Genomic DNA, 25,100 nt, shown 5'->3' on the forward strand with positions numbered 1-25,100 from the left:
CTTTAACCCCTCTCCGGCTTTTACTTTTTATCTCTTTTATAAAAAGGTGTAGCTGAAACGGCAGCTTTTAAGCGCTTTCCGCGGATTTCAACTTCCACTTCATTACCTAACTCAGTTTCTTTTGCATCAATCAGCGCAAGCCCGATATTTTTCTTAAGGGTCGGGGATTGCGTGCCTGTAGTGACTTCACCAATCTGAGTGTCTCCTTTATAAACAGGATACCCATGGCGCGGGATTCCGCGGTCGATCATCTCGATGCCGACAAGTTTTCTAGGCAGGCCATCTTCTTTTTGCTGCTTGAGTGCTTCTTTTCCAATAAAGTCTGCTTCTTTATTCAGCTTTACAGCGAAGCCTATTCCAGCTTCAAGCGGGCTGATTTCTGATGAAAGCTCCTGGCCGTACAATGCCAGATTCGCTTCAAAACGCAATGTATCCCTGGCACCAAGGCCGCATGGGATGACTCCCTCATCTTTGCCTGCTTCAAGGATTTCCTTCCAGAGGCTTACAGCATCCCCGGCATCGCAATAGACTTCAAATCCATCTTCTCCTGTATATCCTGTTCGTGATACAAGCGCTTTCTTGCCGTTCAGGTCGACTTCTTCACTGAACTTGAAAAATCCGATTGTGCTCAGGTCATGATTCTTTGCCAGCTTTTGTAGGACTCCCTCCGCAAGCGGGCCCTGTAATGCAAGCTGCGCCATGCCTTCTGACAGATTTTCGATTTTCACATTGCCCTCAAGATGATCCTGCATCCAATCAAAATCTTTTTCGATATTGGAGGCATTCACAACAAGCAGGTAATGCTCATCCTCAAGTTTATAAATCAACAAATCATCAACAGTGCCACCGGTCTCATAACACATGGCTGTATATTGGGCTCCGCCGTTTTTGAGTTTTGAAACATCATTCGTCATCATCTTTTGTAGATAGTCCAGACTATCGGGGCCTTTAACCTCTATTTCTCCCATGTGAGAAACATCGAATAGACCAGCTTTTGTCCTAACTGCTTCATGCTCTTCCTTGATGCTCGAAAACTGGACAGGCAGTTCCCAGCCTCCAAAATCAACCGTTTTTCCACCGTATTCCTTGTACACTTCAAATAGCGGTGTCCGTTTTAATTCAGTCATTATGTATCCCCCTTCGTCCTATAGCTAAAAAAATCAGTTTGCGTCGTGTCTGATGAGGCGATTGTTATTGAAGCCATAAAAAAGGACAGAGCACCCCCTCTGAATTCTGAGAAGGTCTCTGTCCTTTCACCTGAAAGTTTACCTGTAAAGGCTTTCCCCTTTGGTGGCTCCCACTAAAAAAGCGCTCTCCAGAGATGCGTCAAACAAGAGTTCTTTTGCCTGAGAGATTCACAAAGCCTGCTTGCTCCTTCGGCGCTACTAAAGTAGTCTCTCCCCTTGTTGTCATCCGCATTTATATTATTTTCACAATTGGGCATGCTAGACGTTATTACACATGTCTGCAAACTGACTATTTAAGACTATAAAATGACAAATTTCAAAACATTCAAAAGCTAACTTCATCCTACCATTAGAGAGCTAATTTCGGCAATATATTTATACTTTAAAAGAGGTGGATAAAATGACTCTGCAAATCAACTTTGATTCTTCCTGGCAGGACGAAATGGCTGAGAGAATTGAAAATGACGGACCGTGGGGAAATTGGGAGCTGTACAAGCTTGCCGTGGAGATAGAAAAACATACCATCATACCGGAATTTGAGGGTCTTCAGGCACCCGCGCATCTCCCAGAACTTACTCCTCTGCCGCATCAGCTGGAGGTAGCAAAGCAGGTTGTTGAAAACATGAACGGAAAAGCCATACTTGCCGATGAGGTGGGCTTAGGAAAAACGATCGAGGCTGGCTTGATTTTGAAAGAATACATGATTAGGGGCCTGGTCAAAAAAGTATTGATCCTTGTTCCTGCTTCCCTAGTATCACAGTGGGCCATGGAGCTTAATACAAAATTCCATATCCCCGCCATTGCCCAGAAGAAGAGTTATGTATGGGAGCAATGTGATGTTGTCGTCTCCTCAATCGACACAGCTAAACGGGCGCCCCACAGGGATATCATCAACAACTTAAATTATGACCTTATCATAATTGATGAAGCTCATAAGCTAAAAAATAACAAAACAAAAAACTATGAATTTGTCCAAAATCTCAAGAAGAGATTTTGTCTGCTGCTGACGGCCACTCCGATACAAAATCGCATTGAAGAAATTTTCAACCTTGTATCCCTTTTGAAACCAGGTCATCTTGGCTCAGAAACGGCATTTTTTGATAAATATAAAAAGGACGCCAGATCAGTAAATGATGACGAACACCTTAAAGAACTGGTCAATAAAGTAATGATTCGCAACAGGCGCTCTGATACTGGTATCGAATGGACGAAGCGCCATGTAGAAACCATTCCTATTCAGTTTTCCGATCAAGAACGGGCACTGTACGATTCGATTCAGTCATTAAGAGGTTCCGAAAGCGGTCTCAGCTCCAGTCAATTCTCTTTAATGACGCTTCAGCGGGAAGCTTGCAGCAGCAGGGAAGCAGTTTTCTACACACTCAGAAACATGCTTCAAAGACAGGAGAATCCCTCAGTCGGTTTCCAGAATACGATCGCACAGCTGATCAAACGTGTAGAGGCAGTAACAAAGAATTCCAAAGCTGAAAAAGCGCTTGAATTAATTCAGCAGATTGATGACAAGGTCATCATTTTTACCGAATACAGGGCCACCCAGCTATACCTTCAATGGTTCCTTAAGCAGCATGGCATCACTTCTGTGCCGTTCCGGGGAGGGTTCAAACGCGGCAAAAAGGACTGGATGCGGGAACTGTTCCAGAAAAATGTCCAGGTCCTGATCGCAACGGAGGCAGGAGGCGAAGGGATCAACCTGCAATTCTGCAGCCACATCATCAATTTTGACCTGCCCTGGAATCCTATGCGGCTTGAACAGAGAATCGGAAGGATTCACCGCCTCGGCCAGGAGAAAGATGTGAAAATATATAATTTCGCAACAAAAGATACAGTCGAGGAACATGTACTGAAGCTGCTATACGAAAAGATCAATCTGTTCGAGAAAGTCATCGGTGAACTGGATGATATCCTGACAAAATTGGAGTTTGGCAATATCGAGGACCATTTGACCGATATTTTTGGAAAGTCGGCATCTGAAGGCGAAATTCGGATCAAGATGGAAAACCTGACCTCGATGATCCAGTTCGCAGAGGAAATGAAGGAGGGAAATCAGCGTGCAGCAACAGGAAATCCATAACTTTCTCGAAAAATATTTCACCGCGAATAACTGTGAATTGCTTGAAAATGACAAGGGGTATATGACAGTCCAGCTGACGATCGATCTTGACAAGGAGCTGATGAACCGTCCGTTTTACTGGCATTATCTTGAGAAGACAGGCGGCGTTCCCAATCCGATGAAGCTGACCTTGATCACCAATAAACAGCAGGCTCCGGAAGATATGAAAGGTGAGGTCATCCACTTTGGCTCACCACGCCTTCATCAAATCTTTGCATCGACTAAGAACCTGGCCGGTTATATCCGGTTATATCAAAATAATCAATTTCCTGCCCAGACACCGCTTATACCCTGGATAGGGCTGAATATGAAAATATCGTATCAATGTGACAGGAAACGCGATGTTTTCCATTCAATCGGGCTGCAGCTGATCAACGGAAGGATGGAAGAAGACTTTCATGATAAATTATTGAAGCTGCCATTGAGTACAAAAATACCAGATTACGCCTATACACTTTCTCCATTAATCAAGCCAAAAAGCGGCGTGAACAGAATCCAGTCTTTTTTGAATGCAAGGGTTGAACAAGAGGACCATACCTGGGCAGAAGATGCAAGAAAACGCTGGCAGAAGGATTTGCAATTGCTGCATCATTTCTATGAGAACGAAGAAGAAGAATCTGATAGCTATAAAACCGAAAAATCTGCACTGCAGGAGCAATATGAACCAAAAATAAAAATCGAAATCGTCAACGGCGGATTGTTTTATATAACAGAAAATGCTTTATGATTCTGAACAAAAAAACAAACCCGGCTCCAGTTAAAGCCGGGTTTACCTGTTATTTCTTTTTCTTTTTGATACTCGACATCAGCATGAATGGCAGAATGCCAAACCACCTGAACATAAAAGTGGCTTCTGCGTCTTTTTTTTCCTGCTTCATTCTCTGTCGTTCTTCTTTGGGCTGATCAATATATTTTACTACGGTCTGGGTTAGGTATTTTACGTAATCATTTGTTTTCATGGCTACACCATCCTTCGTTCCTTATCAAGTATAACCATGAGTTATTTTTTCATACGCTGGATGATTTCATCGACAATCCTTGAAACAGCTTTCCCAGAGGTGTCTACTTCGATAGTAGCGGTCTCTCGGTATAATGGCAGCCTGCTATTGTATAGTTTTTCTGCAGCTTCTCTATTGTCTTTCCTTAATAATGGCCTGGTATCGTCATCTTTGAGCCTATCCATGATGACACGGACCTCAGCATGAAGGAAGACAACATTCACTTTTTCCTTTAAGAACAACCTGTTCTTTTCTGACCCAATAATTCCACCACCAGTAGCGACAACGGCATCTGCTTCCGGCATCGAATACAATACCTCGGTCTCCATGCGGCGGAATCCCTCTTCACCATCAATGGCAAAGATTTCATTGATTGTCTTTCCGGCCTTATGGACAATTTCCTGATCTGTATCGTACACTGGTACTTCCAGTTTATTGGCCAATTCCTGTGAAACGGTTGTCTTTCCCGAACCCATAAATCCAATTAGATAGATAGCATTCATTTCTTTAAATCACCTGTCACTTCTTTTCCCTCCATCTTACCATTGCGCCGGTATCCTTGTCATATTGGGCTATACCAAGAGTCTTTTCCCCGCTGGTGAGATTAAGGGTGAAGAGGACTTCTTCCACACTCCCTGATACATCCCGTGTTTGAAAGGAAACATCTCCTGACCGATACTTCAATATACCTGAAGCCGGCAAGGAACCCTCACTCCTCATGGATTCAGTCTGTTTGACCGAACATAGCAAATAATACTCCTGCAGCCGTATCGTCTCTGTTTCTTTTGCGAATTTTTTTCCGGCAACATAATTCTCAGTCAATATAAGCAAAGAAAATGACATCAATAGTAAAAAAATCATCGTCAGCGGATAGACAAAACCTTCTTGATTTATGGTTCCACACCCCCAGTTTGATAATATTGATGGACCCTGACCTGATAATCCCTTCCTTTTAAATCCCTTGCCTTTATCTCTACTCCATCAGCTATTTTGCCAAAACTGAAGCTTGAAAGGTTTTGTACCAGGATTTCATGTCCCTGGAAATCCACCCTTCTTCGCATGCTGGAATTATACTTTTCATAAAGTATAATTTGTTCATCAATCTTCATAAACAGCCTGTCAGGCTGGACAGTCATTTGCTGTGCTGAACGGATTTCTCTTTTTACCTGGCTGCTGAAGACCTCCCACTCCATTTTCCTCTCCAACGAATCAGCAACACGTTGTTCAAGGATGATTTTCATACCTAATGGCAGCATGGAGGCAATCATCAAAAATAGCATGACTGATAAAAGCATCTCAGCCATAGTGAAGCCTCTTTCACTCTGAAGAAGCACATTTTTTTTGGTCATCATAATGGACACAAACCTCCCACAAAGAATCTCCCTCATTCTTTGTGACATTAATATAATACCGGTCGCCATTCTGAGTAATATTTCCTCTGCCTGAACCGGTCCCAGTAATTTTCAAGTACATCAGTTCGTCATATAATAAATGGCTGGCTATCACATTTCTTTCGGACTCCATTGTCTGGTTGATGACATGTATGGCAATCGGAAGCAATACCGCAGCACCCATGAAAAACGCAGCCAATGATAGCAGCATCTCACTGAGAAAAAACCCATCATTCCTCCATAACATAAAATCTGCCCTTTCCAATCTGGATCATCATCTTATATTTCCTTGATCCTGCAGTGATATAAATAGATCCAAAGCTATCGATATTCCCATCAGGCTTATATTGGAACATTAAATTCAACGTCCCTCTTTCCACTTTGATGTCAGAAGAGTAATGTCTTTCGGCCAGAAATGGAGCATAATAATCCATTCTGTGGATATGGTAGGAATTATTCTCGGGCACGAAATGGAAAGTAACCGTCTCTTGATGGGACATCGCATATTGCTGGCTGTACAGAAGGTCGGATTTTAATTGTGAAAAGAATAGCTCTTTTTCGAGCATATCTTTTTGGGGTGTAAACAGGAAAGCAGATGTGAGGGAGAGCATCAGGAATGCGGAAAGCACAATCAGCATTTCGACCATCGTAAAACCGCCAGAGTGGTTCATTGGCCGGTTGCAGTGATCTCTTCTTTCCTAATCACCGCACCTTCAGTAGTAATCACAATGTCAGTACCGTCTGGGCATTTGGAGCCTGTGTTTTTCAGGTATTTGCCCGTTTGAAGCTGTTCAAAGGTAGGAATTACATTGTTGTCGATTTTATATGCCTGCACTTGTGCTTCGACCATTTTTATATAACCTTCGCAGCCCTTCGTATTAATTTTCGAACTATGTGAAGATATATTCGGGACTGTAATAATCAGAAGAACAGAGATCACGAGCAAAACTATCATCATTTCAATTAAAGTGAAACCCTTTTGATTTTTCATTGGTCATTCTCCTTTATTTCTCATCTTTAATAAATGCTTATATGCCTTTCATCATCTGAAACATCGGCAGCAATATGGCTAGGTACAGTGAAACGACAAGCATGCCAATGAAGCTGTACAAAATCGGCTGCACTGTTTTCATTGCACTTTCCATTTTTTCTTCGAGTTCATTCAGGCAATGCCTGCTGTAAAAATAAAGTTCCTGATCCAGCTTACCGTTCTTCTGTCCATGCCTGATGATTCTCGGCAGCTCTGCTTCAAAAAACTGATACTCTCCAGCTGCCTTGTCAAAATCCTGGCCTGCAGCCAATTTTAAAATCATATCCTTCCCCAATTCCCTTGAAAAAGGTTCATGAAGGTTTTGTTCAAACACCTTCAATGCAGCTAGAACGGAAAGGCCTCCAGAAAACAAATAACTCAACTGTACTGAGAAATAGTGCGAGTAAAGAAGCCTGACAAATTTGCCGGCAATCGGAAGCTTCACAAGCATCGTTATTTGTTTTAGAGGATGGATGTTCTTAAAGCTGATGAAGTAGTATAAAACGAGAAGTGTAATGGTACCAAGAAGGCCATATAGCAAGTATGGAAGAATAGAGGCTGCCGCCCCGATGGTTTGCATGAATATATTTGGAGCCAGATTCATGTCTAAAAATAGGGAGTTGAATTTCGGAAGCAAAATCCTGTTGACAAAAAAGAATAAACTGAATGTAAGCATCAAGAGCAACACTGGATACCCAGCAAGTCTTTTTAACCTCTGGTAGTCAGCGTCCCTCTTTATGACCATGTCACTGCCCTCAGTCAGGGTGCGGGCCAGCCCGCCATGCTGCTCGGCAAAGTATACATAGCTGACTAGGTCCCTTTTAAAATTCAATTCTTCAAGAATCAGATAAAGAGGAAATCCTTCACGCAGCTTTTCAAGGCTTCTTTTAACCTCCGCTTTTCTTTTCTTTTCCAAATAAAGAGTCATCGATTCAATCGCTTCTGCGAGAGAATAACCGCGCGACAGCAATTCTCCCGTCCTTTTGAGGAACCTGGCCTGTTCGGCGACAGGCCATTTACTCTCCATCATTGAGAACCCACCTCTGGTACTCTGACTCCTTGATGTACCCCAGTGCGATTCCTTTCCGGATTGCATCTTTGAGCGTCTTGTATCGATAGTTTTGCCGCTCTCCCTTTGCTTCCTTCAGAACAGCGGATAAATCCTTCCCCGTAAGGATTTCGAAGATATTTCCTCTTTTGCCGCTGCCTGATGAATAGCAAAATGGCGAGCAAGTCCCTTCACAATATGGACATGTAAGTTCAACGAGCCTTTGAGCTGTTACTGCAATCAATGTCTGTTCAATCTCAAGCCAATTAATCCCGAATTCAATCAGCCTGTAAATCGCTCCTCTTGCATCCCTTGTATGCATCGTCGTCAGGACGAGATGTCCTGTCAGCGAAGCTCTTATCGCCGTTTCAGCAGTTTCTTTATCCCGAATTTCCCCAACCATGATAATATCCGGATCATGCCGTAAAATGGCCTTTAAGCCAGCGGAATATGAAATTCCAGCCCGTTCATTGACTTGGACCTGCAGTACTGTGTCGCTCGGTTTTTCAATCGGATCTTCAAGGGTGATGACATTGCGATTGACTAAACCCGAGGTTTCAGAAAGCATGGAATAAAGGGTAGTCGTCTTGCCGCTGCCCGTCGGTCCAGTAAAAATGATCAAACCATGTGCGTGTTTTAAAAGGGAAATCAGTTTTTTTGATGTGGATGGAAATAATGAAATTTGGAAAGAAGGAGATTGATTTTGTTCGGGAAGGAGTCGAATGACCATGCTTTCGCTCTGGTAGGCTGGAAGCGTGGAGATCCTTAAGCCAATCTTCATTTCTTGGTATCGATAGGTAAAAGCACCGCTTTGAGGCCGTCTTTTTTCACCAATATCCATCGAAGCTGTGAATTTAAAGTGGGAAATGAGCCGCTCACAATCAGCCTGTTCAAGCGTATACCGGGGGAGAAGCTGATTGCCTAGCCTGAATTTAATCAGTGTGTCTTTCTCGCGAGGAATGATATGGATATCCGACGCGCCACTTCGTAAAGCATCTTTCAAGACATTTTCCGCTAGCTGTTCAATTGATTTGACAATAATCATGCACCACCTTTTAAGTTATAGAAAAGGAATTCGCCAATCCCCCTTTTCTTCCTGCAAAAAATCGAACTTAAATATGTATAAAAAGTGACAATTCTATTTATAATAACTACCGTAACGTCAGCAAGTCATATCAATGGGCTATAGCCAAGCGGTAAGGCAACGGACTTTGACTCCGTCATGCGTTGGTTCGAATCCAGCTAGCCCAGTTCCTAAAAAAACGGAAGCAGTTCGCTTCCGTTTTTTATTTGGCTATTTTTTTCAAAGCATCCGGATTGAAGCCAACTATAAGCTTTTTTCCATCTGTCAAAATCGGCCGTCTCAGCAGCTTCGGCTCCTCAATGACAAGCTTGATTACCTCTGAAAGTGGCAGGTCTTCCATATCCATCCCCAGATTTTTATAGGTTTCTCCTCTTGTGGCAAGCAGTTCATCCAAGCCTTCTGTCGTCAGTGCCAAAATTTGCAGTAATTCTTTTTTTGATGGAGTATCTTTGAACATATGACGTTCATTAAATTTCACGCTGTTTGAGATCAGCCATTTCTTCGTTTTGCGGCATGATGTGCAGCTCGGATATGAATAAAACGTCAGCTCTTCCATTAAGTTACCTCCTGGCGAACAAAATTATCTTATATACACATTGTATAACTTTTGTATAACATTTGTATACTACTTTGTCATCATTTCGCCATTTAGTTGTGAACATTTTCTAAACATATAGTGTAAACAGTGTAAACCTTATTTTCCTCTGTATTATAATGAAGTCAAATTAGTGGTCTGAGGTGAACTAAGGTGGAGCAAACATTAAAAATTACAAGTGTATTGTCTGACCCAACGCGTTATTATATTTATCAATACATCACAAAAAGGCATAAGGATGTTACTGTACAGGAAATCGCCGATAATTTTGATATCCATCCCAATGTAGCAAGGCTGCATTTATCAAAACTTGAAGATGTGAACATGCTGATATCCGAAACGAAAAAAACTGGCAAGGGCGGCCGCCCAAGCAGACTGTACCGCCTTTCAGATGAAGTGATCCAGCTGCACTTCCCATTCCGTGATTATCAGCTATTGTCTAAAATCGCAATGACAACAATGATGTCGCTAGGAGAAGCTGGAAAAAAGGCCTTGTACATGACAGGGAAACGCTTTGGTGAAGAACTGATGGACCAAGAAATATCCCGCCATCCACAAATGTCTGCTGAAATGACGTTTGAACATAAATTGAATTCAATCAAGAATGCTGCGACTCTTGCTGGTTTTTACCCAGAATTCGAACCTAACAGCGAAAAGACCAGGATTTACTTCCAGATCTTCAATTGTCCTTTTAAGGAAGTAGCAATGGAGCATACAGAAACAGTCTGCAATATGCACTATGAATTCTTGCGCGGGATGTTCGAATCCCTCTTTGGTGAAATCGAGCTGATCGAAAAAGAGAATATGTTCACGGGCTGTGACTCTTGTTCATATCAAGCTGTTATTGCACAATAATCAATCCTTGTTTACTTTTCACTCCACTTTACTTTATAATATGATAGTGATGGACTTGTAGGGTAAAGGAGGGATATCTTTGGATCGTATGTACAGAGTTTTAGGATTCTGGACGGGAATCTTTGCTGTCATGTTTTTCTTGGGTGACATGTATACGACGTCCTTGATTTTCTTTGGTCAAACTGGATTTTTCTTGCTATTAAGTTACTTGAAACTGTCTGAGCGTATGTACATTTACGTCTTCGGCGCATACTTAACGATTTTCTTTGCTGGATTTACTTACTGGTCAACATTTATGATGCCATTAGGTGGAACTGGACATTGATCTTGTTACGCTCAAATAAAAAAAGCGATGGGTATCCATCGCTTTTTTTATTTGGGCGTATATTAAAATAGTTTTTCATCCAGGCTGCCCATTCCCTTTGCCTGGATGAGCACATCGAACGACTGGCTGATTCCGCCTGGCAGGATCAGGCTCCGGATTGCGCGGTTGCGTTTGCTAGCTTCCGAAAACGGATTATGATCGTGGTGTTCCGCCAGCTCATCCAATATCCCTGCAGCCATCAGGAACTCATCCTGTCTCATCTTTCGCACGAAGTTCAGGCCGTATTTTTCACCAGTGGATTTAAGCTCATCAAAATGCACATGACTTGTCAAATCCATCTCCCCTGGATGCTGCAAAACATCATGAATCATTTGGTGCTGGTAATATCCCCTCAAGCTGCCGCGCCTGCGAGATGGGTGCATCCACTCCTCCTTCGTATAACCGTAATCCACAGTCACCATGATTCCCTTCGAGAGGTGCTCTGCGATTGATTTCATGAATGGTTCATACATAAGCGGTATCTCCATCCTTTGCCCTTCAGCCAAAACAATCTCCTGGTCATTTAAGAAAGCGGTAATTCGATCATCCATCACGGGAATCATGATCTCTTTTAATTGACCATTATCATGGCCAACAAAAACTTCTTTTACAACACCCTGGCTTTTTTCGACAACATGAACAGGAAAAGCATCAAATAATTCATTAGAGAAAATCAGCCCTTGTTCCATCCCTGTTCCTTCATATGATTCAGCATGAAGGACGTCCACATTTTCCAAGCCATCCAACTTTGCTGCTTGAAGCTTTCGATGATATGGACTTGCTTCCACAATCCAATAGCTAAGGCGTTTATCATTCAATGCATTCCAACCTTGTATAAATGCCCGTGCAAAACGCCCATTCCCCGCTCCTATTTCACAAACAGACGACGGCAAGCCAAGGGTTCCAGAATTTTTCGCAAACCATTTCCCGATCAACTTGCCAAATACATCGGCTACATTGCTTGATGTATAAAAGTCACCCTGTTTGCCGATTTTCTGGCGTTCTTTTATGTAATATCCTTCCTCCGGATGATAAAGGGCAAGCTCCATATACTGTGCATAAGAGATCATTTTTTCCGGGGAGGCTTCAATAAACTCTTTGATTATTTCTTTCATATTAACTCCTTGAAAAAAAGTTTTCACTATTGACATAGTGTTTTCGATATTATATTGTTTTAGTAGTAGCTTAACTATATCCCCTCCCATGATATGAATAGAACATCCCCCAGGAAAGCCCTTCTCTTTGAGAAGGGCTTTCCTAGTTTGTCTTTAAATCATTCTGTTCTTTAAAATCCGTTTAAAAAAGGATTGGAATCCATCTCTAAACCAATAGTGGTTGTCGGTCCATGCCCGGGAAGCACCTCTGTTTGTTCCGGCAATGTCAGGAGCTTATCATGAATGCTTTTGATTAATTGATTATGGTTGCCGCCCGGCAAATCCGTCCTTCCGATGCTTCCATTAAACAGAGCATCTCCTGCCAGAACAAACTCCGCATCAGAAAAATAAATAGAAATGCTGCCAGGAGAATGCCCAGGCGTTTCAAATACTTCGAATTTAAAGCTGCCAATTGACATGACACCATCGTCTTTGATCAAGTGGTCAGCAGGACGCGCTTTGATCGGTTCGTTTAGCATGAAATGCCTGGAACCATTCAAGGCAGGGTCTGGCAGCCAGTCCTTTTCTTTTTCATTGATATATACCTTGATTCCGTATTTATCCCTAATTCTATCCACCGCGCCGATATGATCGAAATGAGCGTGTGTCAGCAGAATTGCTTCCGGTTTTAATTCAAGCTGTTCAATCACTGTTGCCAGCTTTTTCGGATTGTCACCTGGATCTACAATCAGGCAAGATTTATTTTCATCATATACAATATAGCAATTTGTTTGTAAAGGACCTAAGGGAATCTGTTTCCATTTCATCAAATATAGCCTCCAGCTTCTAGTGGTCTTATTCATATATTTATTTTACACTATTGTCAGGCAGGTTTTCAGTATTTGCGATGAAAAGCTTATTAAGCCTTGATAAGCTCAAGGCAGAGCTGGAGTCGGAATACCGAATTCCAATAAAAAATGGAGGAGATTGTAAAGTGCAAATTTACATTGGAATTGAGGCAAACTCTATCCTTTCTGAACTGCCTGAATTCGAACAGTTTCTTCAGTCAGCAGCCCCTCCTCATTTTGTCCATGGAAATATATATATTTACGGACAGCAGCAAATGGCAGATGCAGCTTCAGAATTGCTGTCAGAAGCCGATCTTCTTGAAGAAACGCATCAAATGATAAAAGTGGAAGGAAGAGCTGGAGCCGATTTTTACGATTATGGATTCTCTGCTGGACCTGATACTTATTTGTACACTAATGATCTGTCAGCCTTTAGGTTTACATCCGGCGATAACACCCAGATTGAAATGGCTCTGATTCAGCTGGAAGAACATCTTGTTTATACAGCTGCGGAAGGGATTTATTTTGCGATGGACCATTATACTGACCTGATAATGGGTATAGTAAAGGCATATAAGGTGAAAGTTGAGTTTTTAGACCTCGACAAATGGTGTAAAAAAATATAAAATATAAAACGAGTGTATGCTTGTCATTACATAACAGGCTGCCGCCTAAATTTCAATCAACTTATTCAACAAACAGGCTTAATGTCTGCCTAATTATGAAGGGGGCTTTATCATGGGATTGGCAATTATCTTCGCTTTAGTTACACTGCTTGCCGGTTATGCAACTTTCTCGGCGCTTAAAAACAAAAACATTCTTGGAATCGTCTTTGGTGGAGGAACTTTCTTGGTTATTGGCTGGTTCACAGTCATGACGGTCCTTAACTCTGGATTCCCTACAGCACACTAATTCGAGCCATGAAAAAAGACCACCCCAAAGGTGGTCTTTTTTCATTTATTGCTATTTCAATAATTCATTTACCCTGTCTACCTTATCCTGCATCCTTCTTTTCACGTCACGCCTGTCGTCAATCCGGATATTAGTAGCTACTCTCTGGATCCCGGCATTGAAGGGCGCTTCGTGGATGGCCTGGATCACTTCAAACAGGACAGGCAATTCTCCTTCAATCAAAGTGTTCATTGGCGTAAGTTGATATTGGATGTCACCCCGTTCCTCATACTGCTTAAGAATTTTTTGAATATCCGCTACATATGAACTCACACTTGGCGTCTGAGTTCCGATTGGTATAACTGTTACATCGACGATTGCCATCAAAATCTCTCCTTGCAAATTCATTTGTAAACGAGGTCAAAAATCTCGTTTGTCTCGATATTCAAGACTTTTTCGAGCTGGAAACCATACAGGCACATCTCTCCGGAAGGGGAGCAGGAAAGTGGTTCATTGGCCAACTCGTTAAACACAACCTCTTCTTCTTTGGTATCTAAATGATAACGCATCAAGTTAAATCCACCCTCATAAAGGTCAGCATCTCCCTGACTGTTTGCTCTCAAATAGATAAAGTCCTTCCCATTTTCCATTAAATCATAAAAAGGAACGACCCATCCAGAAAAAGAGGTTAGCAGCGGCGATGTAAATTCAGTGACCGGTTTGCCGCCATCCCTGATGAATGTATACAATCCCTCTTCATTATCATTGACTTTGACAGTCATTAAATACGGCCCAAAGGAATCGAACTGGTATACATCTTCATACAATGTTTCAGTCTTCTTTTCATTAAGAGAAAACGCATTTAATGGGGCCGTAAGAGACATCCCTTCTTCTTCCCATTCCTGATAGACTAGGACATCCTCAGATATCCATCTTACAAAGGGCTCGGGAAGTTTGACTTCTTTAAACTTATTGTTTCTTAAATCAAGCAAGTAACTGTTGAAATCCCAATCTGCTGTAAAAGCAGAAATCGCTAATAAATTTTCATCAAATGGATTCCACTCAAAAGTTATTTCATATGATTGAATGCTGGTAGAATACATCTCTTCACCTGACAAGTCAATAATAGTCAGGAGTCCTTCTTCTGATGCCCCGCTATGGATCAGCACCTTGGTTCTTTCTGGACTTGGTACCGCGTTTATGATTGGCTGAGCACTTGTATATAGCAATGTTGCTTTTCCTGTTCCAAGATTGTAGGAATATAATAAGGAGGTACTTTCTCCTTTATTTGTTACATAGAGGATTTCTGAATCACTAAGCCAGCCTGCTGATTTATAGAATTCCTCCTGCTCGCCAATACGAATCGGTTTAATATCCGCTCCCAAAAACGAAGGAGCAGGTAGTTCCTTCATCCTTTTTAAGCTGTGACCAGCTCTTTCATGCAATGAACTTTCAAGTTGTTGAGAGCAGCCAGAAAAGATTGATGCAGAAGTGATGATGATCATCATCACCCATATAACATAAGGTGTATGATATGTACTTACCTTATTGCACTTCACCTCTACACCCCCATTTTTACCATGTATATATCTGTACGTTATAAACCTATAAATGTTTCAATGAATTGTGAAAAATCTGCAAAAACCTTTAGTTTGAAACCAGCTATTGCGCACTATGTAATATCTCATTGATTCAAGCAAATTACTACTTTTATTTTATATCTTCCATAATAAAAATCCTGCACCCATGATATTAAGGTGCAGGTTTTAAAGAGCTTCACTTATTGGATTTAGGGGACCCATTTTCTTTGTTTGCATCTTGCTCGTCATAAAATCTTAGCAAGTCTCCATAAATAATTTTATCGGAGAACTCAAGCTCATTCTTTGCTTGTTCAAAGAAAGGCTCACAAGCTGCTTTATCAGTCGGCTCGCCAGTTGTCTTATCATAGCAAGTTTCTCTTGTGAATACATAATCCTTAGTGATGAAGCTGCCATCTCGCAAAACAGCGAAATCACGTCGGTCCTTCGAGAAAAGATCCGAACCAAAATCGATGTTATTCTTAGTGTCAATTCCCAGCAGGTGAAGGATTGTCGGCTTAAGGTCAATCTGTCCGCCAACCGTAGGCATTGTCTTGCCGTCATGACCAGGAATGTGGACGATCAACGGCACTTGCTGCAGCTGAGTGCTTTCGAAAGGCGTAATCTCCTTGCCTAGGTATTCACCCATTGCCTTATTATGATTCTCCGAGATCCCATAATGGTCACCATATAAAATGATGATTGAGTCTTCGTAAAGTCCTTCATCTTTCAATTCTTGTATAAACAGTTTAAGAGCCTCATCCTGATAACGTACAGTTGGGAAATAATTATTGACTGTTTTATCATTTGACGTGTATGGTTCGATAAAGCGGTCTTCCTCATTCAGTTCAAATGGGAAATGGTTCGTCAATGTAATGAACTTAGAATAGAATGGCTTCGGCATAGCCTTCAAGTGGTCCACGGATTGTTGGAAGAACTCAATGTCTTTCATGCCCCAGCCTACTGAATTTTCTTCTTCCACTTCATAATCTGGCAGCGAATAGAAGCGCTCGTAACCCAGTGATTGATACATGATATCACGGTTCCAGAAGCTCTTGTTATTCGCATGGAGGGAAGCAGTGAAATATCCGTTTTCATTCAAAATTTCAGGTGTGGCTGTATACTCATTTCCGGAGTGAGTAAAGAATACTGCTCCTCTGCTTAGTGGATACAGTGAATTCTCAACCAGGAATTCAGAATCTGAAGTCTTTCCCTGACCGGTCTGGTGATAGAAATTATTGAAGTAATAGCTTTCTTTTATGAAATCATTCAGGAAAGGTGTAATTTCCTCTCCATTTACAGTTTGATTTATGACAAAATCTTGCGTGGATTCCATCGAGATGAGAATGACATTTTTACCTTTCGCAACACCAAACATCTCATCGTTCGGCGGTAAATAATTTGCACGAACATAGTTGTCAATGTCAGCGAGCTCGCTGCCATCAGCCATTGCTCTCTGTGCGGATGACTTCGATTGCAGGAATGCATCATATAAATGGTAATTGTATGTTCCGATATTTTTCACAAGCATTTCTCTATCGAAAGTTCTCGTCAATAGCTGCGGACGCTCAGTTTCTGCCATTCCAAGATTAAAGAATGCGATCGCGATCGCCACAAGGAAGAAAGCTCTTCGGTCCACTTTCGAGTACTCGCGGAATGTGATGACATTTGGCTTGATTTTTAATAAAATGGCCAACACGAGCAAATCAGCAAAATAAAACAAGTCACTGATATTGATTAATTCGGTGACACTGCTTCCCAAATCACTCATATTACTCGTCTGGAAAAGAACGGGAATCGTCAGGAAGTCATTGAAGAAACGGTAAAACACAACATTAGCGAACAAGACTGCTGAAACTATGAAACTTGTTATCAGAATGTAGCGTTTCTGGGCCTTCTCCTTCATGAACATGCTGATTCCCAGGATGACCATCAAGAAACTTAAGGGATTCATGAGCAGGATAATTTCCTGTCTCCAGTTCTCAATTTTTATATCAAAGCTAGTTTTATAGGCAATATAAGTCTTTAGCCAAAGCAGGATTGTCGCAATCGCAACAATAGATGCTTTAGTCCAGGTATTCTTCTTCATTTGCTTGTTACCTCCCTGTCATAAATAACAGATATGGGAATTTTTAGGTTAATTTTTCCACTTACTCAAGAATCAAAGATAATCTTAATACTTTTTTTTCTAAAAAGCAAACAAAATCAAAGTAAAAAACCCTAGACCAATTACTGTGATTTTCCACTATTTTAGACGAATTAAACCTATAAAAGTTTCAGGAATGTCCAAATTCCGAAAATTGAAACTTTATACACATAAAAAACAGGGAGTTTTCTCACAGAAAACTCCCTGTTACGGTTATTCTTGCCCAATTTTGTTCTTGACCAGCCACGCTGCGCCGATCACACCTGCATCATTTCCCAATGTGGCAATACTGATTTCGGTTGATTGCGCTACCCGAGGAAACGAATTGCGCAAGAATTGTTCTTTTATTGGATTAAGAAGGACGTCACCTGCTTTTGAAACTCCGCCACCAAGCACGATTTTTTCCGGATTCAGGGTATTGGCGATATTTGCAAGTGCAATTCCCAAATGCAAAGCTACTGAATCAATGACCTTCATAGCCAATTGATCGTTTCTTTTTGCTGAATCGAAGACATCTTTGGCTGTAACAAAGCCAGTTTCCTTATACACTGCTGCCAGTTCTCCGGTTGAGGCTCCATTGTTCAATGCTTCAGTGGCAATCCTGACAATTCCAGTTGCAGATGCAATTGTTTCAAGGCATCCTGTTTTACCGCAGTTACAAGGCGCTCCACCTTCAGCAAGTGAAGTGATATGTCCGATTTCACCAGCTGCACCGCTTACCCCGTGAACGATATCTCCATTCGTGATCACACCGCCGCCTACCCCTGTTCCCAGGGTGACACATACAAGATCCTTGGCGCCATTTCCTGCACCTTTCCACATTTCTCCCAGTGCCGCACAGTTAGCATCATTATCGATTACGGCTGGAAGTGAGGTTTCGACTTCAAGTAAGTCTTTCAAAGGATAAGGTTCTCTCCATCCAAGGTTCACTGCTTCAAAAATTACACCAGTCGCAAGATCCACTGGGCCAGGAGCACCCATGCCAATTCCGATGATTTCACTCTTTGAATGGCCTAGTTCCTCAAGTTTCGCATCAATCGCCTTAGCAATATTGACGGTGATGTTCTTCCCTTCGTCTGACACATCTGTTGGGATCTCCCATTTATGCATAATTTCACCATACATGCTTATAAAAGCAAGTTTGGTTGTTGTACCACCTAAATCTACACCCACAAGCCATTTCTCAGCCATTTTTGTCACCTTTTCTCATTTGCGTTTTTTCTGTTTCCATCCGGATTTCCTGCCGTAAAAGCAAAATCGCAGTCTGGTAATCTTTAGTCTCAATCAATTGGGAATTATAAAGATCTTTCAGTTCGGCGGCCATGAGTTCTAAATCCGCCACTCTGTCACCTATGTAAATAATTGTCCCGAATTTTTTCAGGAACTGCTGGATGTCATAAATCGTTTTCAACGTAATCCCCTCAATGTTTGTGAAAATAAGAGCATGTTTCCATTACTTAAGTATAAAGGATACTCTATGCCTCCTCAAGTATGCTGGAGAAGATTTTATGACAAATACGAAAGCGTTTTATCCATTAGATAAGAATTTTTATAACATGCTAAATAAGATTGGCCACCAAATGTACCCTTATGGGAGGTCAATGACTCTTCATAGGGTACGATTCTCACCTAATTGTACCCTTATAGACTGTGATTGCCCTTCATAAGGGTACGATTCCTGCCTAATTGTACCCTTATAGACTGGAGTTTCCCTTCATAAGGATACGATTCCTGCCAATACAGCTCTTTTATCGATAAATAAACACCTGACAATGTTGTCAGGTGTTCAGGCTGTAGTTGATTTCGATGAGAATCTTATTACCATAAGCTAAAAATCGTAAACGCTGCTTTTTATCTTACCGATCTGGATCCTGTGGTTTCAAGATCCGCGGCCGCCTGTTCTTAAGCGGAATCGGTGACCGGACGAGGACATCACGGAACGCCCTTGGGTTGAACGGAATGAACGGCCACAAATAAGGTACACCGAAGGACCTCATTCTTGCGAGCAGGATAATGAACAGCACGATCCCGATCAGGAACCCGTAAAGCTGGAATGCTGCCGTCAATACAAGCAGGAATATCCTTACAAGCCTGTTTGCAAGGCTCATTTCATAACTTGGAGTTGCGAAGGTGCCAATTGCCGCGATTGCAAGGTAAAGGATGACTTCATTTGTAAGAAGGCCAACTTCGACCGCCACTTGCCCAATCATCAAGGCAGCGACAAGTCCAAGTGCCGTTGCCAGGGAGGTCGGTGTATGGATCGCGGCCATCCTGAGTACATCAATTCCAATTTCAATCAGGAAAAATTGTAAAAACAAAGGAATTTGACCGGGATCATTCGGGCCAATAAAGGCCATCTTTTCTGGCAGCAATTCGGGTTTGACTGCGAACAGATACCATAATGGAAGCAAAAATAAAGATGCCCAAACAGCCATAAACCGCACCATTCTCAGATAAGCGCCTACAAGCGGCTTATTTCGGTACTCCTCGGCATGCTGCAAATGATGCCAGAAGGTTGTCGGAGTAATCAGGACACTGGGTGATCCATCAACAATGATACAGACATGCCCTTCATACAAATGTGTTGCCGCAGTATCTGGACGTTCTGTATACCTCACTGTGGGAAATGGATTCCAATGCTGGCCTGAGATAAACTCCTCGATTGTTTTCTCCCCCATCGGCAATCCATCCGTATCAATCTTACTGATGGAGTCCTTTACTTGCTTGACCATTTCGGGATCAGCAATATCTTCTATGTAACAGACAACTATATCCGTTTGCGACCTCCTGCCTACCTGCTGGTACTCCATTCTTAAAGTGCGGTCACGGATTCTCCTTCTTGTCAACGCAGTATTGAAGACCAATGTCTCGACGAACCCGTCTCTCGAACCTCTTACTACCCTTTCTGTATCTGGTTCCTGCGGTCCCCGAACAGGATAGGTTCTTGCATCAATCAAGATGATTTCCGCAACTCCATCTACCGCCAGTGCTGTAGGGCCCGCCAACACCATATCCGCCACCTTATCAAGATCGTCAGTTGTTTCTACCTCTACATAAGGTATGTACGTCTTGACCAGCTTCTTGAGGGTTTCAACGTCCAAAGCTCCTTCCTCAAGCTTCGCCAGTAATTGCATGATATAGAGCAGGATATCATCTTTTACAAATCCATCGACAAGAAACAATGCCATTTCTCTGCCAGCGTACTCGACGTCCAGCTGGATGACATCAAAACTTTTACCAATTCCAAGTTCTTCTCTTAAAAACTTAATATTTTCTTTCAGATTCTCATGTACGGGATGCTTCACTTTTTCTGCCATATTAACCAAACACCTTTCATTAAGGCTCATCTATAAACTTTGTTGTTATATCCAAAGAGCTTATCGCAATTGGATCAAGAACGATTCGTAAAGAGAACAAAGCAATTAGTGCGTGAGCAGGCAGCCAATAAAGCTGCCCAGTATTTTCCTGTCCACTTCTTTCACCATCTTAGACAAATAAAGAGAAAATCATACTTAATTGCATGTGTTCCGGACAAGTATCATATAGTGGTTATACCGACTCCTGACAATATGAAAAGGGTGAGCAAATGAAAAAGTATTTATTTTTGGGTATTAGTGCACTGGCTATAGCAGTCTCTGCTTTGATGATCCAGCTCCAGAATACTAACAGTACAGAGGAGACCATCACTTTTTTCCCATTGAATGATGCAGTAAAGTATAAAAGCGCAAGCACGTCATTAACGTTACAAAAAGATAAAAAGAATAATAAACATGTAGTTGATTGGAAGGTACAGTCAACTTTGGACCAGGATGCATACTTGAGACAGGATATGGGGCTCTTGTTTGTAAATGGTCTATTGAAAGGAAAGTTTGCTAAGTGGGAGCAGGAGACAGCGGATTTAGAGCAGCAAGATTTCATTTCACGCGGAGAAAGCGCAAAATATGACGCCATCACTTTTCATTATTCGGAACTTCATGGTGACGGGGATAGAATCACAAGCTCGCAGAGGATGTCTGATGATATGCTATATGTAATTGATTCTCCTTTCAGCCCACTTCAGTCCTTTTCGGTCGCTAAAAGCAAACAGGAGAAAGAATGGAAGAAAGTTCTTGACCAGAGCGTAAGTAACACTCTTAATAAAAGCTTAAGCAAGGCTGAAAAAACGTATGATTTTAAAGCTGTGAATTATATAACTGTACCGCTCGATACAATCAGACAGTACGAAGACCAGCCTCTAAAAGGTTTTACACAAAAGGAAACTGCCAATATCCTCGGGAAGCTCTGGGAAGGATTGTATAAGAATTATTACCTGGGCATAAAAAAAAGCGATGGCACTGTCGTTAATCCGATTGACAGTACCATGCCTATGATTCTGGTTTCAAGAGATAAAAGCCATCTGCTGGTTGTGACGCAAACCGCTTCTGGTGAGAGCATCGTGCTTAAGCAGCTTCTTCAAGGTAGCGATTGATCTGCTCAAGTGTTGTACGGTAACTTTCTTGCCCAGGATTTAACTCTACCGCTTTTTCAGCATAAGTTTTGGCTTCCTTCAGGCTCTTTTCATCAAAATAAATCAAGGCCAAATTATAATAAGCTTCGTGGAAATCAGGAGCCAAGTCAATAACCTTTAGAAGATTACTTTCGGCTTCTTCAAGCTGGCCCAGCTTTATTTCTGTAAAAGAAAGCATAAATAATGATTCGGCCGAAAGTGTTTCCTGCTGGCGAAAATCTGTCAGCAGCTTATTGGCCTGCTCATACTCTTCCGCTTTTACATGCTGTTGTGCAAGAACCAATATGGATCTTTCATCTACTAAGTTTGCTTTTCCGCTGAAACCATACTGCAATGATAAAAAAATGGCCGAAACGGAAATAACCAGGAATGCTCCTTGAAGCATGGGGCGTTTCTTTTTAGGAAGGTGGAAAATGCCAGCTGATGCGAATCCGCCAACAAGTCCCCCTATATGTCCTGCATTATCGATTCCAGGAATAGTAAAGCCGAAAGCAAGGTTAATGCCAAGAACAACAAGAATATTCAGTCCCAATGTCCTCCAAAAAAGCCTTGGCTTGGCGACACCAAAATAAAGTAAAGCGCCAAAGCAGCCAAAAATCGCGCCGCTCGCTCCTGCAGAAAGATTCGGACTGAAGATGAAACTCGCCAGCACACCGCTGAAGCCAGAAATAATATATATAAACAAAAATCTCATATTGCCGTAAAGCCGTTCAACCATCGTCCCTAAATAGTATAAAGCGAGGGTATTCATGAACAAGTGAAGCAATCCAATATGGATGATAATCGGTGTGAAAAAGCGCCACCACTCTCCCTCAAGTATCAGCGGGTTGAACTTTGCACCGAATTTTATCAACGTTGATGTATCCGTGCTTCCTCCTGCTGCCTCAAGAACGAGGAACATCAGCACCTGGACAGCAATAAATAGATAGGTGAAAAAGGGTTTTCCATAATTAAATACAGATTGTTCTTCTTTAGCTCGGCCAACCGCTTTGGAGAGGGCATTTCTCTTAGTGGACTCTACAACATCCACAGAAAATTCCTCTGCCAGCTCAATCTCGATTTGGCCGTCGAACCTATTTTCTATTTGAATTAATGCTTCTGACGCATTGGCCCTATCCACTAAAATAGACTCAACCGTTACCTTGCCATTATCAGAAAGTGCCGGTTCGGCGATCCTGAACTCATAGTCATCAACTGGGGGATAGGCACTAAAATAAAGATTGAGAATCTTCAAGTCTCCTTTAGCCAGTTTCCTGCGGATTCTGTCTCCATTCTCCGCAGTCATTCCAATATCGCGAAGCAGCCAGTTGCTCCAATCAAGATTATAATGCAGCAGGCGAACAACCTGCGAATGCTTGTTTTCTGTCTTTTCCAGCCACAGCTCTCCGTGTTCCTGAGATATCTGGAGGATACGATACTCCTTCTTCACAATCAGGAATTCCGCGACCTTCCAAAACAAATACTCTTCCAAAAAAGCCAACTTCTCCCCTACTTTCCTGCTCCGGTCCCAGCCGTTAATATGTATTTTCTTTTTCCTCTATTTAATTATTATAAACTAAAGCTTCAATACCAAGATATCAATAGCCCTCCGAAACAGAAAAAGACCCGACAAGGTCTTTTACTGATACTCTGAAGGTCCTGAGAACAATGAATCCATCATTCTGCTCCTAATACCAGGCATGCCCATGATTGAACCCACAGCCACCCGGCGTAAAAACCTGTTGCCAAGAAGCATATTCATGAGCCTGTACCTATTCTCAAAAACAAAATATCCTGCCAGTCCAAGCATGAAGATTGAGACCATTTTCCTTACCATATATATCCCTCCCTTTTTATTTTGGTAATAAACCCATTTTTTTATCCACTCATCTTTAAAGTCCACTGTACAAAATGTATATATAATAGAAGAAAGCGGTTGCAAAATATTTAATATGAAAAAATAGGCTGCAGTAATCAGCAGCCCATTTTTCTATCCTTTTATGACCGGTTCCATGACTTTCCTTAAAACTTCTACAGAATGGTCAAATTTCTTTTGTTCATCCTCATCCAGGGACAGTTCGACTATTTCCCGGATGCCGTTCCGATTGACGATAGCTGGAACTCCGATATAGATATCTTCATGGCCATATTCACCGCTTAGGTGTGCTGAAACGGTTAATATCGAGTTTTCATCCTGGAGAATCGCTTTAGTCAGTCTGACAAGACCCATGGCAATTCCGTAGTAGGTAGCACCTTTACGCTGGATGATATGATAGGCAGCATCACGTACATTCGTAAAAATTCCCTCGAGGTCATCGTGCTTATAATGTTCCTGATCTTTCATCATTTTGGCGATCGGCTTACCGCCTATATCAGCATGACTCCATACAGGCAATTCCGTATCACCATGTTCCCCTATGATATAGGCATGGACGTTCCGAGTATCTACCTTGAAATAGTCTCCTAGCAGGAAACGGAATCTTGCGGTATCGAGTATTGTCCCCGAACCTATTACGCGTTCCTTTGGCAGGCCGGAGTATTTCCATACAGCATATGTGAGGATATCGACAGGGTTTGTTGCAACAAGGAAAATCCCGTCAAAACCGCTGGCCATGATTTCATCGACAATGCTTTTAAAAATCCTTGCGTTCTTTTCCACAAGATCAAGCCTTGTTTCTCCAGGTTTTTGATTGGCTCCTGCACAAAGTACAACCAAATCTGCATCTTTGCAATCAGCATACGAACCAAACCAAATTTTCGTCTGGGAAGGAGCGAACGCCATACCATGGTTTAGATCCATGGCGTCCCCTTCTGACTTTTCCTTGTTAAGGTCAACAAGCACTAACTCTTCAGCTACTCCCTGATTGACCATCGCGAATGCATAACTTGAACCAACGAAGCCTGTTCCAACCAGGACAACACGGTTTACATGATTTTTCATTTAGAATACCACCTTATATAATTTACTCATTATTTAGATTGTACTTTTTCTTTACAGCTGAATATATGGCTAATATTCTTAGTAAACGTTATCATTATAAACATTTTGTTACATTTCAATTCTATAAGTTTTGCCTTGATTGGCTTTGTTAAACACGACTGTTGATTTTCGTTCCAGGCGCTTCGCTTTCCGCGGGGAAGAATTATGAAAAAGCCCAACTGCCGGCTTTTTCAAAGATGAAATTCTTCCTTGCAGTCGGGGAGCCTCCTCGGCGCTTTATGCGTCTGCGGGGTCTCCCCATGACTTTCTCATCCCGCAGGACAATGATTGATCTTCCTCGAACCTGCCCACGCACGATGGAAATGCGGTAGCATTTTCGGAGGAGTCTTCGCGCCTTCCACTACAATCAACAGGATGTAAAAACAACATTCATCTTT

The 25,100-nt window shown here is 42.0% G+C and carries 29 protein-coding genes, 1 tRNA gene and 1 riboswitch; of the genes, 8 read left to right on the forward strand and 22 right to left on the reverse strand.

Translation table 11 applies throughout. From position 1 onward, the window contains the following. Positions 1-20 precede the first annotated feature (20 nt). Positions 21-1,127 carry a glycine cleavage system aminomethyltransferase GcvT gene (gene gcvT / locus FOF60_RS16990; protein WP_192470915.1) on the reverse strand — a complete coding sequence of 369 codons (1,107 nt, stop codon included), beginning with the start codon at positions 1,125-1,127 and terminating at the stop codon, positions 21-23. Between the two features lie 197 nt (positions 1,128-1,324). Continuing rightward, positions 1,325-1,413, reverse strand: a riboswitch (glycine riboswitch). A 174-nt stretch (positions 1,414-1,587) separates the two neighbouring features. Here gcvT and FOF60_RS16995 point away from each other — a divergent pair. Continuing rightward, positions 1,588-3,276 (forward strand): DEAD/DEAH box helicase, encoded by a 1,689-nt coding sequence (locus tag FOF60_RS16995; RefSeq protein ID WP_192470914.1) that lies wholly within the window; start codon positions 1,588-1,590, stop codon positions 3,274-3,276. Then, a complete protein-coding gene (locus FOF60_RS17000) occupies positions 3,254-4,042 on the forward strand; it encodes a YqhG family protein (protein WP_192470913.1) in 789 nt (262 codons plus the stop codon). The genes FOF60_RS16995 and FOF60_RS17000 overlap by 23 nt, the downstream gene beginning before the upstream one ends. 49 nt (positions 4,043-4,091) lie before the next feature. On the opposite strand, the gene FOF60_RS17005 is transcribed toward FOF60_RS17000, so the two are convergent. Genes FOF60_RS17005 through comGA form a run of 9 tightly spaced genes read right to left on the reverse strand, consistent with a single transcriptional unit; the run spans position 4,092 to position 8,827 of the window. Then, positions 4,092-4,274, reverse strand: coding sequence for a YqzE family protein (locus FOF60_RS17005; RefSeq protein ID WP_192470912.1), 183 nt, complete (start codon positions 4,272-4,274; stop codon positions 4,092-4,094). Between the two features lie 41 nt (positions 4,275-4,315). Next, positions 4,316-4,816: a shikimate kinase gene (locus tag FOF60_RS17010; protein WP_192470911.1), complete on the reverse strand. Its 501-nt coding sequence runs from the start codon at positions 4,814-4,816 to the stop codon at positions 4,316-4,318. A 16-nt stretch (positions 4,817-4,832) separates the two neighbouring features. Further along, entirely contained in the window at positions 4,833-5,144 is a 312-nt protein-coding gene (gene comGG, locus FOF60_RS17015; protein WP_192470910.1) for a competence type IV pilus minor pilin ComGG, read from the reverse strand. Between the two features lie 59 nt (positions 5,145-5,203). Then, positions 5,204-5,665 (reverse strand): competence type IV pilus minor pilin ComGF, encoded by a 462-nt coding sequence (comGF, locus tag FOF60_RS17020; protein WP_192470909.1) that lies wholly within the window; start codon positions 5,663-5,665, stop codon positions 5,204-5,206. After that, positions 5,631-5,951 (reverse strand): hypothetical protein, encoded by a 321-nt coding sequence (locus FOF60_RS17025; protein WP_192470908.1) that lies wholly within the window; start codon positions 5,949-5,951, stop codon positions 5,631-5,633. Before FOF60_RS17025 ends, comGF begins: the two co-directional genes overlap by 35 nt. After that, positions 5,935-6,351, reverse strand: a complete 417-nt coding sequence (gene comGD / locus FOF60_RS17030; protein ID WP_192470907.1) for a competence type IV pilus minor pilin ComGD — start codon at positions 6,349-6,351, stop codon at positions 5,935-5,937. The genes FOF60_RS17025 and comGD overlap by 17 nt, the downstream gene beginning before the upstream one ends. Positions 6,352-6,371: 20 nt before the next feature. Beyond that, entirely contained in the window at positions 6,372-6,695 is a 324-nt protein-coding gene (comGC, locus tag FOF60_RS17035; RefSeq protein ID WP_192470906.1) for a competence type IV pilus major pilin ComGC, read from the reverse strand. 37 nt (positions 6,696-6,732) lie between these two features. Beyond that, complete coding sequence (gene comGB / locus FOF60_RS17040) at positions 6,733-7,764, reverse strand: competence type IV pilus assembly protein ComGB (RefSeq protein WP_192470905.1); 1,032 nt, start codon at positions 7,762-7,764, stop codon at positions 6,733-6,735. Beyond that, positions 7,751-8,827: a competence type IV pilus ATPase ComGA gene (comGA, locus tag FOF60_RS17045; protein WP_192470904.1), complete on the reverse strand. Its 1,077-nt coding sequence runs from the start codon at positions 8,825-8,827 to the stop codon at positions 7,751-7,753. The genes comGB and comGA overlap by 14 nt, the downstream gene beginning before the upstream one ends. Positions 8,828-8,961: 134 nt before the next feature. Here comGA and FOF60_RS17050 point away from each other — a divergent pair. Further along, positions 8,962-9,033: transfer RNA gene (locus FOF60_RS17050), tRNA-Gln, on the forward strand. Between the two features lie 35 nt (positions 9,034-9,068). Here FOF60_RS17050 and FOF60_RS17055 read toward each other — a convergent pair. After that, a complete protein-coding gene (locus FOF60_RS17055; protein ID WP_192470903.1) occupies positions 9,069-9,422 on the reverse strand; it encodes a Spx/MgsR family RNA polymerase-binding regulatory protein in 354 nt (117 codons plus the stop codon). 192 nt (positions 9,423-9,614) lie between these two features. Here FOF60_RS17055 and FOF60_RS17060 point away from each other — a divergent pair, with 192 nt between their 5' ends. Continuing rightward, positions 9,615-10,316, forward strand: a complete 702-nt coding sequence (locus tag FOF60_RS17060; protein ID WP_192470902.1) for a helix-turn-helix transcriptional regulator — start codon at positions 9,615-9,617, stop codon at positions 10,314-10,316. Between the two features lie 79 nt (positions 10,317-10,395). After that, positions 10,396-10,641 carry a DUF2626 domain-containing protein gene (locus tag FOF60_RS17065; protein WP_023627332.1) on the forward strand — a complete coding sequence of 82 codons (246 nt, stop codon included), beginning with the start codon at positions 10,396-10,398 and terminating at the stop codon, positions 10,639-10,641. Between the two features lie 62 nt (positions 10,642-10,703). On the opposite strand, the gene FOF60_RS17070 is transcribed toward FOF60_RS17065, so the two are convergent. After that, entirely contained in the window at positions 10,704-11,795 is a 1,092-nt protein-coding gene (locus tag FOF60_RS17070) for a class I SAM-dependent methyltransferase (RefSeq protein WP_192470901.1), read from the reverse strand. A 170-nt stretch (positions 11,796-11,965) separates the two neighbouring features. Continuing rightward, positions 11,966-12,601, reverse strand: coding sequence for an MBL fold metallo-hydrolase (locus tag FOF60_RS17075; RefSeq protein WP_192470900.1), 636 nt, complete (start codon positions 12,599-12,601; stop codon positions 11,966-11,968). A gap of 167 nt (positions 12,602-12,768) precedes the next feature. Between FOF60_RS17075 and FOF60_RS17080 the strand changes: the two genes are divergently transcribed. Next, complete coding sequence (locus FOF60_RS17080) at positions 12,769-13,248, forward strand: hypothetical protein (RefSeq protein WP_192470899.1); 480 nt, start codon at positions 12,769-12,771, stop codon at positions 13,246-13,248. A 112-nt stretch (positions 13,249-13,360) separates the two neighbouring features. Then, the gene (locus FOF60_RS17085; protein ID WP_192470898.1) at positions 13,361-13,534 is read left to right on the forward strand and encodes a DUF2759 domain-containing protein; all 174 of its coding nucleotides are present in this window, start codon (positions 13,361-13,363) and stop codon (positions 13,532-13,534) included. A 51-nt stretch (positions 13,535-13,585) separates the two neighbouring features. On the opposite strand, the gene FOF60_RS17090 is transcribed toward FOF60_RS17085, so the two are convergent. The 6 genes from FOF60_RS17090 to FOF60_RS17115 form a co-directional block, all read right to left on the reverse strand. Continuing rightward, complete coding sequence (locus tag FOF60_RS17090; RefSeq protein WP_192470897.1) at positions 13,586-13,897, reverse strand: MTH1187 family thiamine-binding protein; 312 nt, start codon at positions 13,895-13,897, stop codon at positions 13,586-13,588. A 20-nt stretch (positions 13,898-13,917) separates the two neighbouring features. Beyond that, the gene (locus FOF60_RS17095; protein WP_192470896.1) at positions 13,918-15,072 is read right to left on the reverse strand and encodes a YqgU-like beta propeller domain-containing protein; all 1,155 of its coding nucleotides are present in this window, start codon (positions 15,070-15,072) and stop codon (positions 13,918-13,920) included. Between the two features lie 217 nt (positions 15,073-15,289). Then, a complete protein-coding gene (locus FOF60_RS17100; protein ID WP_192470895.1) occupies positions 15,290-17,179 on the reverse strand; it encodes an LTA synthase family protein in 1,890 nt (629 codons plus the stop codon). A 270-nt stretch (positions 17,180-17,449) separates the two neighbouring features. Further along, positions 17,450-18,427, reverse strand: a complete 978-nt coding sequence (locus FOF60_RS17105) for an ROK family glucokinase (protein WP_192470894.1) — start codon at positions 18,425-18,427, stop codon at positions 17,450-17,452. Next, positions 18,420-18,647, reverse strand: coding sequence for a YqgQ family protein (locus tag FOF60_RS17110; RefSeq protein WP_192470893.1), 228 nt, complete (start codon positions 18,645-18,647; stop codon positions 18,420-18,422). The genes FOF60_RS17105 and FOF60_RS17110 overlap by 8 nt, the downstream gene beginning before the upstream one ends. Before the next feature lie 445 nt (positions 18,648-19,092). Then, positions 19,093-20,553 (reverse strand): spore germination protein, encoded by a 1,461-nt coding sequence (locus FOF60_RS17115; protein WP_192470892.1) that lies wholly within the window; start codon positions 20,551-20,553, stop codon positions 19,093-19,095. A gap of 269 nt (positions 20,554-20,822) precedes the next feature. On the opposite strand from FOF60_RS17115, the gene FOF60_RS17120 reads away from it, so the two are divergent. Next, complete coding sequence (locus FOF60_RS17120; protein WP_192470891.1) at positions 20,823-21,704, forward strand: hypothetical protein; 882 nt, start codon at positions 20,823-20,825, stop codon at positions 21,702-21,704. On the opposite strand, the gene FOF60_RS17125 is transcribed toward FOF60_RS17120, so the two are convergent. From FOF60_RS17125 to FOF60_RS17135, 3 genes are all read right to left on the reverse strand, one after another. Further along, a complete protein-coding gene (locus FOF60_RS17125; RefSeq protein WP_319801539.1) occupies positions 21,676-23,214 on the reverse strand; it encodes a rhomboid family intramembrane serine protease in 1,539 nt (512 codons plus the stop codon). The two genes, FOF60_RS17120 and FOF60_RS17125, sit on opposite strands and share 29 nt — an antisense overlap. Positions 23,215-23,361: 147 nt before the next feature. Further along, entirely contained in the window at positions 23,362-23,559 is a 198-nt protein-coding gene (locus FOF60_RS17130) for a hypothetical protein (RefSeq protein WP_192470889.1), read from the reverse strand. Between the two features lie 153 nt (positions 23,560-23,712). Further along, positions 23,713-24,663, reverse strand: a complete 951-nt coding sequence (locus FOF60_RS17135) for an L-lactate dehydrogenase (RefSeq protein WP_192470888.1) — start codon at positions 24,661-24,663, stop codon at positions 23,713-23,715. Between the last annotated feature and the right edge of the window lie 437 nt (positions 24,664-25,100).

The organism is Mesobacillus jeotgali, assembly GCF_014856545.2.
In the GTDB taxonomy this organism is placed as follows: domain Bacteria; phylum Bacillota; class Bacilli; order Bacillales; family Cytobacillaceae; genus Mesobacillus.